This is a genomic window from Pseudomonas sp. Q11, assembly GCF_024494355.1.
GTDB classification, from domain to species: Bacteria; Pseudomonadota; Gammaproteobacteria; order Pseudomonadales; family Pseudomonadaceae; genus Aquipseudomonas; species Aquipseudomonas hefeiensis.
In genome coordinates this window covers 301,595-315,417 of the sequence record NZ_JAKNQY010000003.1, presented here as the reverse complement: position 1 = coordinate 315,417, position 13,823 = coordinate 301,595, and the positions used below count along the sequence as shown (strand labels likewise).

At 60.9% G+C, this 13,823-nt stretch carries 12 protein-coding genes; 11 read left to right on the top strand and 1 reads right to left on the bottom strand.

All coding sequences use genetic code 11. The features are described 5' to 3' along the window. Positions 1-53: 53 nt before the first annotated feature. Positions 54-308 (top strand): hypothetical protein, encoded by a 255-nt coding sequence (locus MA884_RS05550; RefSeq protein WP_025211369.1) that lies wholly within the window; start codon positions 54-56, stop codon positions 306-308. Positions 309-339: 31 nt separating this feature from the next. Beyond that, positions 340-909: a lipocalin family protein gene (locus MA884_RS05545; protein ID WP_186658416.1), complete on the top strand. Its 570-nt coding sequence runs from the start codon at positions 340-342 to the stop codon at positions 907-909. 118 nt (positions 910-1,027) lie between these two features. On the opposite strand, the gene MA884_RS05540 is transcribed toward MA884_RS05545, so the two are convergent. Further along, positions 1,028-2,392, bottom strand: coding sequence for a formimidoylglutamate deiminase (locus MA884_RS05540; protein WP_256229441.1), 1,365 nt, complete (start codon positions 2,390-2,392; stop codon positions 1,028-1,030). 144 nt (positions 2,393-2,536) lie between these two features. Here MA884_RS05540 and hutC point away from each other — a divergent pair, with 144 nt between their 5' ends. The 9 genes from hutC (at position 2,537) to hutH (MA884_RS05495) (ending at position 13,738) form a co-directional block, all read left to right on the top strand. Continuing rightward, positions 2,537-3,247 (top strand): histidine utilization repressor, encoded by a 711-nt coding sequence (hutC, locus tag MA884_RS05535; protein ID WP_256229493.1) that lies wholly within the window; start codon positions 2,537-2,539, stop codon positions 3,245-3,247. Further along, a complete protein-coding gene (locus MA884_RS05530) occupies positions 3,244-3,816 on the top strand; it encodes a HutD family protein (protein WP_305518459.1) in 573 nt (190 codons plus the stop codon). Before hutC ends, MA884_RS05530 begins: the two co-directional genes overlap by 4 nt. 444 nt (positions 3,817-4,260) lie before the next feature. Then, a complete protein-coding gene (gene hutU / locus MA884_RS05525) occupies positions 4,261-5,946 on the top strand; it encodes a urocanate hydratase (protein ID WP_256229439.1) in 1,686 nt (561 codons plus the stop codon). 161 nt (positions 5,947-6,107) lie between these two features. After that, on the top strand, positions 6,108-7,580 hold the full coding sequence (locus MA884_RS05520; RefSeq protein ID WP_256229438.1) for a cytosine permease: 1,473 nt from the start codon (positions 6,108-6,110) through the stop codon (positions 7,578-7,580). Positions 7,581-7,662: 82 nt separating this feature from the next. Then, complete coding sequence (locus tag MA884_RS05515; RefSeq protein ID WP_256229437.1) at positions 7,663-8,631, top strand: ABC transporter substrate-binding protein; 969 nt, start codon at positions 7,663-7,665, stop codon at positions 8,629-8,631. A 71-nt stretch (positions 8,632-8,702) separates the two neighbouring features. Next, a complete protein-coding gene (locus MA884_RS05510) occupies positions 8,703-9,554 on the top strand; it encodes a proline/glycine betaine ABC transporter permease (RefSeq protein ID WP_256229436.1) in 852 nt (283 codons plus the stop codon). Then, positions 9,551-10,381 (top strand): glycine betaine/L-proline ABC transporter ATP-binding protein, encoded by an 831-nt coding sequence (locus tag MA884_RS05505; RefSeq protein WP_256229435.1) that lies wholly within the window; start codon positions 9,551-9,553, stop codon positions 10,379-10,381. The genes MA884_RS05510 and MA884_RS05505 overlap by 4 nt, the downstream gene beginning before the upstream one ends. 170 nt (positions 10,382-10,551) lie before the next feature. Beyond that, on the top strand, positions 10,552-12,075 hold the full coding sequence (hutH, locus tag MA884_RS05500; protein ID WP_256229491.1) for a histidine ammonia-lyase: 1,524 nt from the start codon (positions 10,552-10,554) through the stop codon (positions 12,073-12,075). Between the two features lie 130 nt (positions 12,076-12,205). Further along, the gene (hutH, locus tag MA884_RS05495; protein WP_047226936.1) at positions 12,206-13,738 is read left to right on the top strand and encodes a histidine ammonia-lyase; all 1,533 of its coding nucleotides are present in this window, start codon (positions 12,206-12,208) and stop codon (positions 13,736-13,738) included. Positions 13,739-13,823 lie beyond the last annotated feature (85 nt).

The following is a 13,823-nucleotide window of genomic DNA, read 5'->3' as shown; positions in this document are numbered from 1 at the left end:
TCTAAGGTTCTGGTTGGCACCCTGCCACCCCCTTCCGTTCCAGGAGTTACACCATGTCGCTGCGATCTATCGCCCTGTTGTCCTTGTGCGTCTTGTTGACGGCATGCAGCAAGGTCAACCAGGAAAACTATTCGAAACTGTCTGCCGGCATGCCCAAGGCCGAAGTCGAAACGTTACTGGGGAAACCGACCGATTGTTCGGGCGCGCTCGGCATGTCCAGTTGCACCTGGGGTGATCAGAAAAGCTTTATCAGCGTGCAGTACGCCGGTGACAAAGTGTTGATGTTTTCCGGCCAAGGCCTGAAGTAAACCGGGGCCAGCGGCCCGCGGGAGAAAAATAATGATGCGGTTATTGTTAGTGCTTTTTGCCGGCCTGGTATTGGCTGGCTGTGCCACTTCTGGCGAAGACCCGTTGGCGCCAAAGACTGTCAACAGCGTCGACCTCAAGCGTTACCAAGGGACCTGGTACGAGTTGGCCCGTCTACCGATGTACTTCCAGCGCAACTGCGCGCAATCCGAAGCCCACTACACCCTCGAGCCTGACGGCAATGTGGATGTGTTCAACCGCTGCCTGACCTCGGACTGGCAGTGGGAAGAAGCCAGGGGCACTGCAACGCCTCAAGTGCCGGGCAAGACCGACAAGCTCTGGGTCGAATTCGATAACTGGTTTTCGCGGATCGTGCCGGGTGTGGCGAAGGGGCAATACTGGGTCCTGTATGTCAGCGATGATTACAAGACCGCCATCGTCGGTGACCCGAGCCGTCGTTACATGTGGTTGCTGTCCCGAACCCCGACGGTCAATGGCGTTGTGCGCGAAGAACTGCTGAGCAAGGCGCGCCAGCAGGGTTACGACACGACTCGGTTGATCTGGCGTGCGTCGGATCGGCAGATGGCCAAGACTTCGGATTGATAGTCACCGGGATCAAATGTGGGAGCGAGCCTGCTCGCGATGAGGTCGTCACATTCAACGCAGATGTTGACTGGTAGACCGCCATCGCGAGCAGGCTCGCTCCCACAGGTTTTTGTGGTCAACCCAACAGTTCGCGCAAGACTTGAGTGAACGCTCGGGCGCTTTGTTCTTCTTCGGCATGGCTGCCATCCCGCACCACCCATTGCCCGCCAACCATCACATCTCGCACCTGACGATCCCCGCCGGCAAACAGCCAGCGATTGAGAATCCCGTCGCCGTTGGCGGTGGCCAGGTAAGGGTCGTTGCCATCGAGCACCAGCCAGTCGGCGCGCTTGCCGACTTCGAGGGCGCCGACCGGTTGTCCCAAAGCCTGGGCTCCACCTTCCAGCGCAGCATCGAACAAGGTGCGCCCGACCATCGGTTGATCCGCCCGATACAAGCGGTTGCGCCGCTGGTCTCGCAGGCGCTGGCCGTATTCCAGCCAACGCAGCTCTTCCACCACGCTCAACGACACATGGCTGTCGGAACCGATTCCCAGGCGCCCGCCCTGGGCGAGGAAATCCACGGCAGGGAAAATCCCGTCGCCCAGGTTGGCTTCGGTGGTCAGGCACAGACCGGCGATCGCCCGGCTTCTAGCCATGAGGCTGACTTCGTGAGCATTGGCGTGGGTGGCGTGGACCAGGCACCAGCGCTGATCCACCTCGGTGTTTTCGTACAGCCATTGCAGCGGACGGGCGCCACTCCAGCTCAGGCAGTCGTCGACTTCCTTTTGCTGCTCGGCAATGTGTATGTGCACCGGGCAATGGCGGTCGCTGGCGGCGAGCACTTCCTGGATTTGCCCGGGCGTCACGGCGCGCAGGGAGTGGAAACACAAACCCAGCGCCTGGGCCGGTTGTCCGGCCAGAATCGGCTGCAGGCGTGACTGAAGTTTCAAGTAGTTTTCGGTGCTGTTGATGAATCGACGTTGTCCGTCATTGGGGGCCTGGCCGCCGAAACCGGAATGGCTGTAGAGCACCGGCAGCAGGGTCAGGCCGATACCGGCGGCGCTGGCAGCCTGGCTGATGCGCAGGGCCAGTTCCGCCGGGTCAGCGTAAGGCATGCCGTCGATGTTGTGGTGCACATAATGGAATTCGGCGACTGAGGTGTAACCGGCCTTGAGCATTTCGATGTACAGCTGTCGGGCGATGATGCCGAGCTGATCGGGGCTGATTTTTCCGACGAGGCGGTACATCAGGTCACGCCAGGTCCAGAAACTGTCATTGGGATTGCCCGCCACTTCCGCCAACCCGGCCATGGCCCGCTGGAAAGCGTGGGAGTGCAGGTTCGGCATCCCCGGCAACAGTGGCCCGCCCAGCCGTTCGGCGCCGTCTGCCTGGGAGTCGGCCTGGATATGAGTCAAGACGCCGCTGGCGTCGACTTCAAGACGTACATTATGGGCCCATCCATCAGGCAGCAGTGCGCGTTCGGCAAAGAAGGCGGACATGGTTCAACCTCATTGTGCGTAATTTGTATATACATATACAGACGTTTGCCTGCCCGGTAAACTCCGGCAAGCTAGCACCCTTCTTTTGCAGAACAAGGAACCGCCGTGCCGACTCCGCCTGCCAAACCGCCGCTGGCCGCAAACATGGGCGACAGTCCGGCGCCCTTGTACGCCCGCGTCAAACAGATGATCACCCAGCAGATCGACAGTGGAAACTGGCCACCGCATTACCGCGTGCCGTCGGAAAGCGAACTGGTCAACCAACTGGGTTTCAGCCGCATGACCATCAACCGCGCCCTGCGTGAGATGACCGCCGACGGCCTGTTGGTGCGCATGCAAGGCGTCGGCACGTTCGTGGCCGAGCCCAAGAGCCAGTCGGCGTTGTTCGAAGTGCATAACATTGCCGACGAGATTGCGTCCCGAGGCCATCGCCATACGTGCAAGGTCATCACGCTGGAGGAAGAGGCCGCCGGTTCCGAGCGCGCCCTGGCGTTGGACATGCGCGAAGGCCAGAAGGTGTTCCACTCGTTGATCGTGCATTTCGAGAACGACATCCCCGTGCAAATCGAGGACCGTTTCGTCAATGCCCTGGTGGCGCCGGACTACCTCAAGCAGGACTTCACCCTGCAAACGCCCTACGCCTACCTGAACCAGGTCGCGCCGCTGACCGAAGGCGAGCATGTGGTTGAGGCGATTCTTGCTGAGCCGAGCGAGTGCAAGTTGCTGCAGATCGAGCGGGGCGAACCGTGCCTGTTGATCCGCCGCCGCACTTGGTCGGGGCGCCAGCCGGTGACCGCCGCGCGCCTGATTCACCCCGGTTCCCGTCATCGTCTGGAAGGACGCTTTCATAAATGATCAAGCAGATGAACGTTCTGCGCGCTGCGGATTATCCACGCATGCCGTGGAAAAACGGCGGCGGCAGCACCGAAGAAATTACCCGGGATTCAGGCTCCGGCCTGGACGGTTTCGGTTGGCGCCTGTCGATCGCCGATATCGGTGAGTCGGGCGGCTTTTCGACCTTTGCCGGGTACGAGCGAATCATCAGCGTGTTGCAGGGCGACGGCATGACGCTGACGGTCGATGGTCAGGCCACGCGGTCTTTGCACCCTCTGGATCCCTTTGCATTCAGTGGCGAAAGTCATGTGACGTGCACCTTGCTGGGCGGAGCGATTCGCGACTTCAACCTGATCTACGCGCCAAAGCGTTACCGCGCACGGTTGCAGTGGATGGGCGGCCAGCAGCGGTTTTTCAGCGAGGCGGGGACGGTGTTGGTGTTCAGTGCGGCTCCGACGCTGAGGGTCAAGATTGATACGGCTGTCGAGGCACTGGGGCTTTATGACTGCCTGCAACTGAGCGGTAACACCGGATTGCTGGAGATCTCAACCGTTGGCCAGTGCTGCGTGATCGAGCTGTCCGCTCACTAATTCGCGGCGTGAGAGCTTTTGTGGCGAGGGAGCTTGCTCCCGCTGGGGCGCGCAGCGGCCCTGTTTTTTGGGACTGCTGCGCAGCCCAGCGGGAGCAAGCTCCCTCGCCACAAAAAGCGTGTTCGTTGTTCCTTCTACGCGCACCAACTTGTTACCGAATGCCCCAGCCTGGCGCAACGCCATGCTTTATTGCCCTTCCTTCCAGCTCCAGAAAAACCTCTTCAGAAATTTCATTTTCCGCTGGAACCCTTCTGATACGGGCCCTACGGCCACACTCACAGTTTTCCTCAAGGGCGCCTTCAACAAGTTGGCCGCTTGATTGCATATGCTTGTACATACAAGTAAAGACGTATGCGTATGAGTCGCCGCCGCTCAGCGCAACGTTGATAGAAATCGCGCCCATTGCCTGGGCTGGTCTGGATTGATCGCTGAGGAGTTTTTGCTGTGACCGACGCTACCCGCAAACCTGAAAAATACCGTGACGTTGAAATCCGTGCCCCACGCGGTAACACCCTGACCGCCAAGAGCTGGCTGACCGAAGCGCCGCTGCGGATGTTGATGAACAACCTCGACCCGGAAGTGGCCGAGAACCCCAAGGAGCTGGTGGTTTACGGTGGCATCGGCCGTGCGGCGCGCAATTGGGAGTGCTACGACAAGATCGTCGAAAGCCTGACCAACCTCAATGACGACGAAACCCTGCTGGTGCAATCCGGCAAGCCGGTGGGCGTGTTCAAGACTCACAGCAACGCTCCTCGCGTGTTGATCGCCAACTCCAACCTGGTGCCGCACTGGGCCAGTTGGGAACACTTCAATGAACTGGACGCCAAGGGTCTGGCCATGTACGGCCAGATGACCGCCGGCAGCTGGATCTACATCGGCAGCCAGGGCATCGTCCAGGGCACCTATGAAACCTTCGTCGAGGCCGGTCGTCAGCATTACGACGCAAACCTCAAGGGGCGCTGGGTCCTGACCGCCGGTCTGGGCGGCATGGGCGGTGCGCAGCCGTTGGCCGCGACGCTGGCGGGCGCCTGCTCGCTGAACATCGAATGCCAGCAGGTGAGCATCGATTTCCGCCTCAAGACGCGTTATGTCGACGAACAGGCCACTGACCTGGACGACGCCCTGGCCCGCATCGAGAAATACACCGCAGAAGGCAAGGCGATCTCCATCGCGCTCTGTGGCAACGCCGCCGAAATCCTGCCGGAAATGGTCCGTCGTGGTGTGCGCCCGGACATGGTCACCGACCAGACCAGTGCCCACGATCCCCTCAACGGCTACCTGCCGGCCGGCTGGACCTGGGACGAATACCGTGCCCGCGCCAAGTCTGAGCCCGCTGCTGTGGTGAAGGCCGCCAAGCAATCGATGGCCGTCCACGTCAAAGCCATGCTGGCTTTCCAGAAAATGGGCGTGCCGACCTTCGACTACGGCAACAACATCCGTCAGATGGCCCAGGAAGAGGGCGTCGAAAATGCCTTCGATTTCCCAGGGTTCGTGCCGGCGTATATCCGTCCGCTGTTTTGCCGTGGCATCGGTCCGTTCCGTTGGGCCGCACTGTCGGGTGACCCGCAGGACATTTACAAGACCGACGCCAAGGTCAAGGAACTGATTCCCGACGACGCGCATCTGCACAACTGGCTGGACATGGCCCGCGAGCGCATCAGCTTCCAGGGGCTGCCGGCGCGTATCTGCTGGGTCGGCCTGGGCCAGCGTGCCAAGTTGGGCCTGGCGTTCAACGAGATGGTGCGCAGCGGCGAATTGTCGGCCCCAATCGTGATCGGCCGCGATCACCTGGACTCCGGTTCCGTGGCCAGCCCCAACCGCGAAACCGAAGCCATGCAGGATGGCTCCGATGCCGTGTCTGACTGGCCGTTGCTCAACGCCTTGCTCAACACCGCCAGCGGCGCGACCTGGGTTTCGCTGCACCACGGCGGCGGCGTCGGCATGGGCTTCTCGCAGCATTCGGGCATGGTGATTGTCTGCGACGGCACCGACGAAGCGGCCGAGCGAATTGCCCGCGTGCTGCACAACGACCCAGGCACTGGCGTGATGCGTCATGCCGATGCCGGTTACCAGATCGCTATCGATTGCGCCAAGGAGCAAGGGCTGAACCTGCCGATGATCACCGGGTAGGAGCTGGCGAAGCCTGCGATCTTTTGATCTTGATCTTGATCTTGGTCTTTCGCTTGAGATTCAAGTGTCAGGGGAAAGATCGCAGTCTCGTTGCACTCGGCAGCTCCTACAGGGACCAGGGCCGTTATCCAGTAATCAGAACAATCCACAGAGGTTGAACCATGGCCGTCACCCGCACACGCGCAAGCAGCAAGTCGTTGATCGAGAAACGTTCGATCGACTACATCCCGGAAACGGAGAGACATGGTCGATTGTTGAGCCAGTTCACCCTCTGGATGGGTGCCAATCTGCAAATCACTGCAATTGTCACCGGTGCATTGGCGGTGGTGCTGGGCGGTGATGTGTTCTGGTCGTTGATCGGTTTGCTGATTGGCCAACTGCTCGGCGGTGGCGTCATGGCGTTGCATGCCGCGCAAGGACCCAAGCTCGGCCTGCCGCAGATGATCTCCAGCCGGGTGCAGTTTGGTGTTTATGGCGCGGCCATCCCGATCGTGTTGGTGTGCCTGATGTACCTGGGTTTCACCGCAACGGGAACCGTGCTCTCCGGCCAGGCGCTGGGCCAGCTGTTTGGCGTCAGCGACAGTGTCGGCATCCTCATTTTCGCCAGTGTCATCGTGCTGGTCACGGTGCTCGGTTATCGGGTGATTCACTTCATTGGACGTGTCGCCAGCGTTATTGGTGTGATTGCCTTTGTCTACCTGTTCGCTCGCCTGATCAGCCAGACAGACGTCGGCGCACTCCTGCAGATCCGCCATTTCAGCTGGAGCAGCTTTCTGCTTGCGGTGTCGCTCGCGGCATCCTGGCAGATCGCTTTCGGCCCCTACGTGGCTGACTATTCGCGTTACTTGCCGAGCAAGACTTCCTCGGTGAAAACCTTTTTTGCCGCAGGCGCCGGTTCAGTCATCGGCGCACAGGTGGCGATGATCCTCGGCGTGTTTGCCGCCGCCTCGGCCAATGGGCAGTTTGCCGGTCATGAAGTGGCCTACATTGTTGGCCTGGGTGGTACCGGTGCCACCGCTGCGCTGCTGTACTTCAGCATCGCGTTCGGCAAGGTCACCATCTCCACGCTGAACTCCTACGGCAGCTTCATGTGCATTGCGACCATCATCAGCGGTTTCCGTGGTCACCTGAACGTAACGCGCTTGCAGCGTCTGGTCTTCGTACTGGTCATCGTCGGCGCTGCGACCCTGATCGCGCTGCTCGGTCAGCACTCGTTCCTCGGTGCGTTCAAGTCCTTCATCCTGTTCTTGCTGGCATTCTTTACGCCTTGGAGCGCGATCAACCTGGTGGACTACTACTGCATCACTCGCGAGCGCTATGACGTGCCGGCACTGGCCGACCCGAACGGTCGCTATGGTCGCTGGAACGCCCTCGGCATCAGCGTCTATGTCTTCGGTGTACTGGTTCAACTGCCGTTCATCGCCACCAAGTTCTATACCGGTCCGCTGGTGGAAGCCATGGGTGGTGTGGATATTTCCTGGATCATCGGTCTGGTGCTTCCCGCAGCCCTGTATTACGCGTGTGCGAAAAAATGGCACGGCACGGTACCCGATCAACTGATTCTGCCGGTTGAGCCAACCGGCGTTGTAGACCCTATAACAAGCGGGGCTGGTCGCGCTGCGGCGCAGGCCTGATTGGACGTGGAAAGGGCTGGATGCCTCTTGACTGCCGTAAGCCATTTCAATGACCAAACTCAATGAGTAGGAGCGTCACATAATGAAATCGAACAAGACCCTGCTGACCACATTGCTTTGCATGGGCCTGCTGGCCAGCGCCGGCGCCACGCAAGCGGCGGGTTGGTGCGAGTCGGGTAAACCGGTGAAGTTCGCCGGCCTGAACTGGGAAAGCGGCATGTTGCTGACCGACGTCATGCAAGTGGTGCTGGAAAAAGGCTACGGCTGCAAGGTCGACAGTCTCCCGGGCAACTCGATCACCATGGAAAACGCCTTGAGCAGCAACGACATCCAGGTGTTCGCCGAAGAATGGGTAGGTCGCAGTGAAGTCTGGAACAAGGCCGAGAAGGCTGGCAAGGTCGTCGGCGTCGGTGCTCCGGTGGTGGGTGCTATCGAAGGCTGGTACGTGCCGCGTTATGTGATCGAGGGCGACGCCAAGCGCAAGCTCGAACCCAAGGCGCCGGGCCTGAAGAACATCGCTGACCTGGGCCAGTACGCCGCTGTGTTCAAGGACCAGGAAGAGCCGTCCAAGGGTCGCTTCTACAACTGCCCGGCCGGCTGGACCTGTGAGCTGGACAACAGCGAAATGCTCAAAAGCTATGGCCTGGAAAAAACCTACACCAACTTCCGTCCGGGCACCGGTCCGGCCCTGGATGCGGCGGTGCTGTCGAGCTACAAGCGCGGCGAGCCGATCCTGTTCTACTACTGGTCGCCTACCCCGCTCATGGGCCAGGTAGACCTGGTGAAACTGGAAGAAAAACCGGGCGTGGACAAAAGCGTGAGCATCAAGGTGGGCCTGTCCAAGACCTTCCACGACGAAGCGCCTGAACTGGTGGCGGTGCTGGAAAAGGTCAACCTGCCTATCGACATCCTGAACCAGAACCTCGGCCGCATGGCCAAAGAGCGGATCGAGTCGCCGAAACTGGCGAAGATCTTCCTGAAGGAACATCCTGAAGTCTGGCACGCCTGGGTAAGCGAAGACGCTGCCAGGAAAATCGACGCGGCTCTGTAGGTCGAGTACTTCCCGGCCCACCGAAGGGCTGGTCGGGACGTTCACCGCATCCATTTGATCGAGAGTCTCTTATGTTTCCCGAAAGCTTTACCTTCTCCATCGCCAACTGGGTCAACGGTTGGGTCGACTCCCTGGTGACCAACTACGGTGATGTGTTCCGGCATATCTCCGACACCATGCTATGGGCCATCGTCAACCTTGAAGGCCTGCTGCGCATGGCCCCCTGGTGGTTAATGCTGGCTATCGTCGGCGGCATTACCTGGCACGCCACTCGCAAGGTCGTGACCACGGCGGTGATTGTTGGCCTGCTGTTTCTGGTGGGCGCGGTGGGCCTGTGGGACAAACTGATGCAGACCCTCGCCCTGATGCTGGTGGCGACATTTATTTCGGTGTTGATCGGCATTCCGTTGGGCATTCTCTCGGCGCGCAGCAATCGCCTGCGTTCGGTGCTGATGCCGTTGCTGGACATCATGCAAACCATGCCGAGCTTCGTGTACCTGATTCCGGTATTGATGCTGTTTGGCCTGGGCAAGGTCCCGGCGATTTTCGCCACGGTGATCTACGCCGCGCCACCGTTGATTCGCCTGACCGACCTGGGCATTCGCCAGGTGGACGGTGAAGTGATGGAAGCCATCAATGCGTTCGGCGCCAACCGCTGGCAACAGCTGTTCGGCGTACAACTGCCCCTGGCCCTGCCAAGCATCATGGCCGGGATCAACCAGACCACCATGATGGCGCTGTCGATGGTCGTCATCGCTTCGATGATCGGCGCCCGTGGCCTGGGCGAAGATGTTCTGGTGGGCATCCAGACGCTCAACGTCGGGCGCGGCCTCGAAGCGGGGCTGGCGATCGTGATTCTCGCCGTGGTCATCGACCGCATTACCCAGGCCTATGGTCGCCCTCGGCATGAGGTGAGCAAATGAGCAACGCAGTCATCAGCAAGATCGAAGTCAAAAACGTCTTCAAGATTTTCGGCAATCGTTCCAAGGATGCCCTGGAACTGATCCGCCAGAACAAGACCAAGGACCAGGTCCTGGCCGAAACCGGTTGCGTGGTCGGTGTGAACGACCTGTCGTTGAGCATCGACACTGGCGAGATCTTCGTGATCATGGGCCTGTCCGGCTCCGGCAAGTCCACCCTGGTGCGGCACTTCAACCGGCTGATCGACCCTACCAGTGGCGCGATCCTGGTGGACGGCGAAGACATCCTGCAACTGGACATGGACGCCCTGCGCGAATTTCGCCGGCACAAGATCAGCATGGTGTTCCAGAGCTTCGGCCTGCTGCCCCACAAGAGCGTGCTGGACAATGTCGCCTACGGCTTGAAAGTGCGCGGCGAGAGCAAGCAGGTCTGCACTGAGCGGGCGCTGCACTGGATCAATACCGTGGGCCTCAAGGGCTACGAGAACAAGTATCCGCATCAGCTTTCCGGCGGCATGCGCCAGCGTGTGGGCCTGGCTCGTGCCTTGGCGGCGGACACCGACATCATTTTGATGGACGAAGCCTTCAGCGCTCTCGATCCGCTGATCCGCGCCGAAATGCAGGACCAGTTGCTGGAGCTGCAGAAGACCCTGCACAAGACCATCGTGTTCATCACCCACGACCTCGACGAAGCCGTGCGCATCGGCAACCGCATCGCGATTCTCAAGGATGGCAAGCTGATCCAGGTCGGCACGCCCCGGGAGATCCTGCACTCGCCGGCGGATGAGTATGTTGATCGGTTTGTGCAGCGCAGGGCTGCGGTGGTTTGAGGTTTTTTGGGTGACTGGACTGGCCTCTTCGCGAGCAGGCTCGCTCCCACAATGGGATCTCTTTTGTTCACTCATTTTGTGTCCAAAGCAAATCCCTGTGGGAGCGAGCCTGCTCGCGATGGCGCCGGTAAAGCTGCATCAATGTCCAGGTTATAAGCATGAGGTTGAAGATGTCCCAGGCTGAAAAAATCGTTATCGCCGATGCTCCATTGCGTTGGCAGGATGTGGTCGCCGTCGCACGCTGCGGTGCGCCTCTGGAGCTGTCGGCCGAGGCCTGGGCGCGGATCGACAATGCCCAGGCCATCGTCCAGCGCATCGTCGAGAGCGGCGAGCGCGCCTATGGCGTCAACACCGGCCTGGGCGCCTTGTGCAATGTCTCGCTCAAGGACGAACAGCTCAGCCAACTGTCGCGCAACACCCTGCTCAGCCATGCCTGTGGCGTCGGCGCGCCGCTGGCCGATGAACAGACCCGGGCGATTCTCTGCGCGGCCATCCTCAACTACAGCCAGGGCAAGTCCGGCATTCATCGCCGAGTGGTCGAAGCCCTGCTGGCGCTGCTCAATCACGGCATCACCCCGCAGGTGCCATCCCAGGGGTCGGTGGGTTACCTGACCCACATGGCCCATATCAGCATCGCGTTGTTGGGGGTTGGCAATGTCAGCTATCGCGGGCAAATAGTCCCGGCGCAACAGGCCCTGGCCGCAGAGGGCTTGCAACCGGTGCAGCTGGGGGCCAAGGATGGTTTGTGCCTGGTCAACGGCACGCCGTGCATGACCGGCCTCAGTTGCCTGGCCCTGGCCGATGCGACGCGGTTGCTGCAATGGGCCGACGTGATCGGTGCCATGAGCTTCGAGGCCCAGCGCGGGCAGATCGCGGCGTTCGATGCCCAGATCATCGCCCTCAAGCCGCACCCCGGCATGCAACAGGTCGGCGTCAACTTGCGGGCACTGCTGGACGGCAGCGAAGTCATCGCTTCGAGCCTGGGCATTCGCACCCAGGATGCGTTGAGCATCCGTTCGATTCCTCAGGTCCACGGTGCCGCGCGCGACCAACTGGCGCACGCCCGGCAACAGATCGAAACCGAACTCAACGCCACCACCGATAACCCGCTGTTGCTGGGCACGCCGGAGAGCTTCCGGGTCATGTCCCAGGCCAACCCCCACGGTCAGTCGGTGGCCTTGGCGGCGGACCTGCTGGCGATTGCCATGGCCGAAATCGGCTCCATCGCCGAACGCCGGCTCGACCGCTTGATCAATCCTCATGTCAGCGGCCTGCCGGCGTTTCTGGTGGCCAACCCCGGGGTGAACTCAGGGATGATGATCGTGCAATACGTCGCCGCGTCGCTGTGTGCGGAAAATCGCCAATTGGCCCAGCCGGCGGTGCTCGACAACTTCGTCACCTCGGGCTTGCAGGAAGATCACCTGAGCATGGGCACCAACGCCGCCCTGAAGCTGCACCGGGCGCTGGAAAACTGCACGCAGATCCTTGCCATCGAATACCTGCTGGCCGCCCAGGCTTTTGAGTTTCTCAAGGCGCAGCGGTTTGGGCGCGGCACTGACGTTGCCTGGAAACTGCTGCGCGAGCATGTGCCGGCCTACGACCAGGACCGCTGGCTGGCGCCGGACATCGCCAGCGCCGCCGCGCTGCTCAAGGACCCGGCCGTGCTGCACCAGGCTTTCCCGAATTTGAATTGATCAAAAATCGCCAGCGTGCCAAGGCGCCTATTTGCCCATAAGGCATCGCCCAAAAAGCGAAGGTGACGGATAACGGAGCATTCCGGAGCGATTGGCGGGTATATAACAACACTCTCAAAAGGAGCATGAAATGACTGCCTTAAACCTGATCCCTGGCCAACTGAGCCTGGCTCAATTGCGTGACATCTATCAGCAACCGGTGACCTTGAGTCTCGACGCCAGCGCTTCGGCGCAGATCGAGGCCAGCGTCGCGTGCGTGGAGCAGATTCTCGCCGAGAATCGCACGGCCTACGGCATCAACACTGGTTTTGGTCTGCTGGCCTCGACCCGCATCGCCAGTGAAGACCTGGAAAACCTGCAACGCTCGCTGGTGCTGTCCCATGCTGCTGGTGTGGGCGAGCCGATCAGCGATGCGCTGGTGCGGTTGGTCATGGTGCTTAAGGTCAATAGCCTGAGCCGGGGGTTTTCCGGCATCCGTCGGCAGGTGATCGATGCGCTGATTGCGCTGATCAATGCCGAGGTCTATCCGCACATTCCGTTGAAAGGCTCGGTCGGCGCTTCGGGTGATCTGGCGCCGCTGGCCCACATGTCCCTGGTGCTGTTGGGCGAAGGCAAGGCCCGTTATAAAGGTGAATGGTTGCCGGCCGTCGAGGCGCTGAAAGTGGCCGGGCTCGCACCTTTGACCCTGGCCGCGAAGGAAGGCCTGGCGTTGCTCAACGGCACTCAGGTGTCCACTGCGTTTGCCTTGCGTGGCCTGTTCGAAGGCGAAGACCTGTTCGCCGGTGCCCTGGCCCTGGGCAGCTTGACGGTAGAAGCGGTGCTCGGCTCCCGTTCGCCATTCGATGCGCGTATTCACGCCGCGCGCGGCCAGAAAGGCCAGATCGATGCCGCCGCCGCTTATCGCGATCTGCTGGGCGAGCGCAGCGAAGTCTCCGCCTCTCACCAGAATTGCGACAAGGTCCAGGATCCGTATTCCCTGCGCTGCCAGCCACAAGTGATGGGTGCCTGCCTGACCCAGTTCCGCCAGGCCGCTGAGGTGCTGGTGATCGAAGCCAACGCCGTGTCGGATAACCCGCTGGTATTCGCCGCCGAGGGCGATGTGATTTCCGGTGGCAACTTCCACGCCGAACCGGTGGCAATGGCCGCTGACAACATGGCCCTGGCAATCGCCGAAATCGGTTCCCTGAGTGAGCGGCGCATTTCGCTGATGATGGACAAGCACATGTCGCAACTGCCGCCGTTTCTGGTGGCCAATGGCGGGGTGAACTCGGGCTTCATGATCGCCCAGGTCACCGCCGCCGCCCTGGCCAGTGAAAACAAGGCGTTGTCCCATCCCCATTCGGTGGACAGCCTGCCGACTTCGGCCAACCAGGAGGACCATGTGTCCATGGCCCCCGCCGCCGGTAAGCGGCTGTGGGAAATGGCCGAGAACACCCGTGGGATTTTGGCGGTGGAGTGGCTCGCTGCCTGTCAGGGATTGGATCTGCGAGGCGGTTTGAAAACTTCTGCCAAGCTGGAGCAGGCCCGCGCCCTCTTGCGCGCAGAAGTGCCGTTTTATGAGAAGGACCGGTTCTTCGCGCCTGACATCAATGCGGCGAGCGAATTGTTGGCCAGTCGTTGCCTGAATGAACTGGTCACGGCGCAGTTGTTGCCGAGTCTGTAAGGACATCATCGCGAGCAGGCTCGCTCCCACAGGGGGTTGGTGTAGAGCCCCGGCACACCGGAAGTCCTTGTGGGAGCGAGCCTGC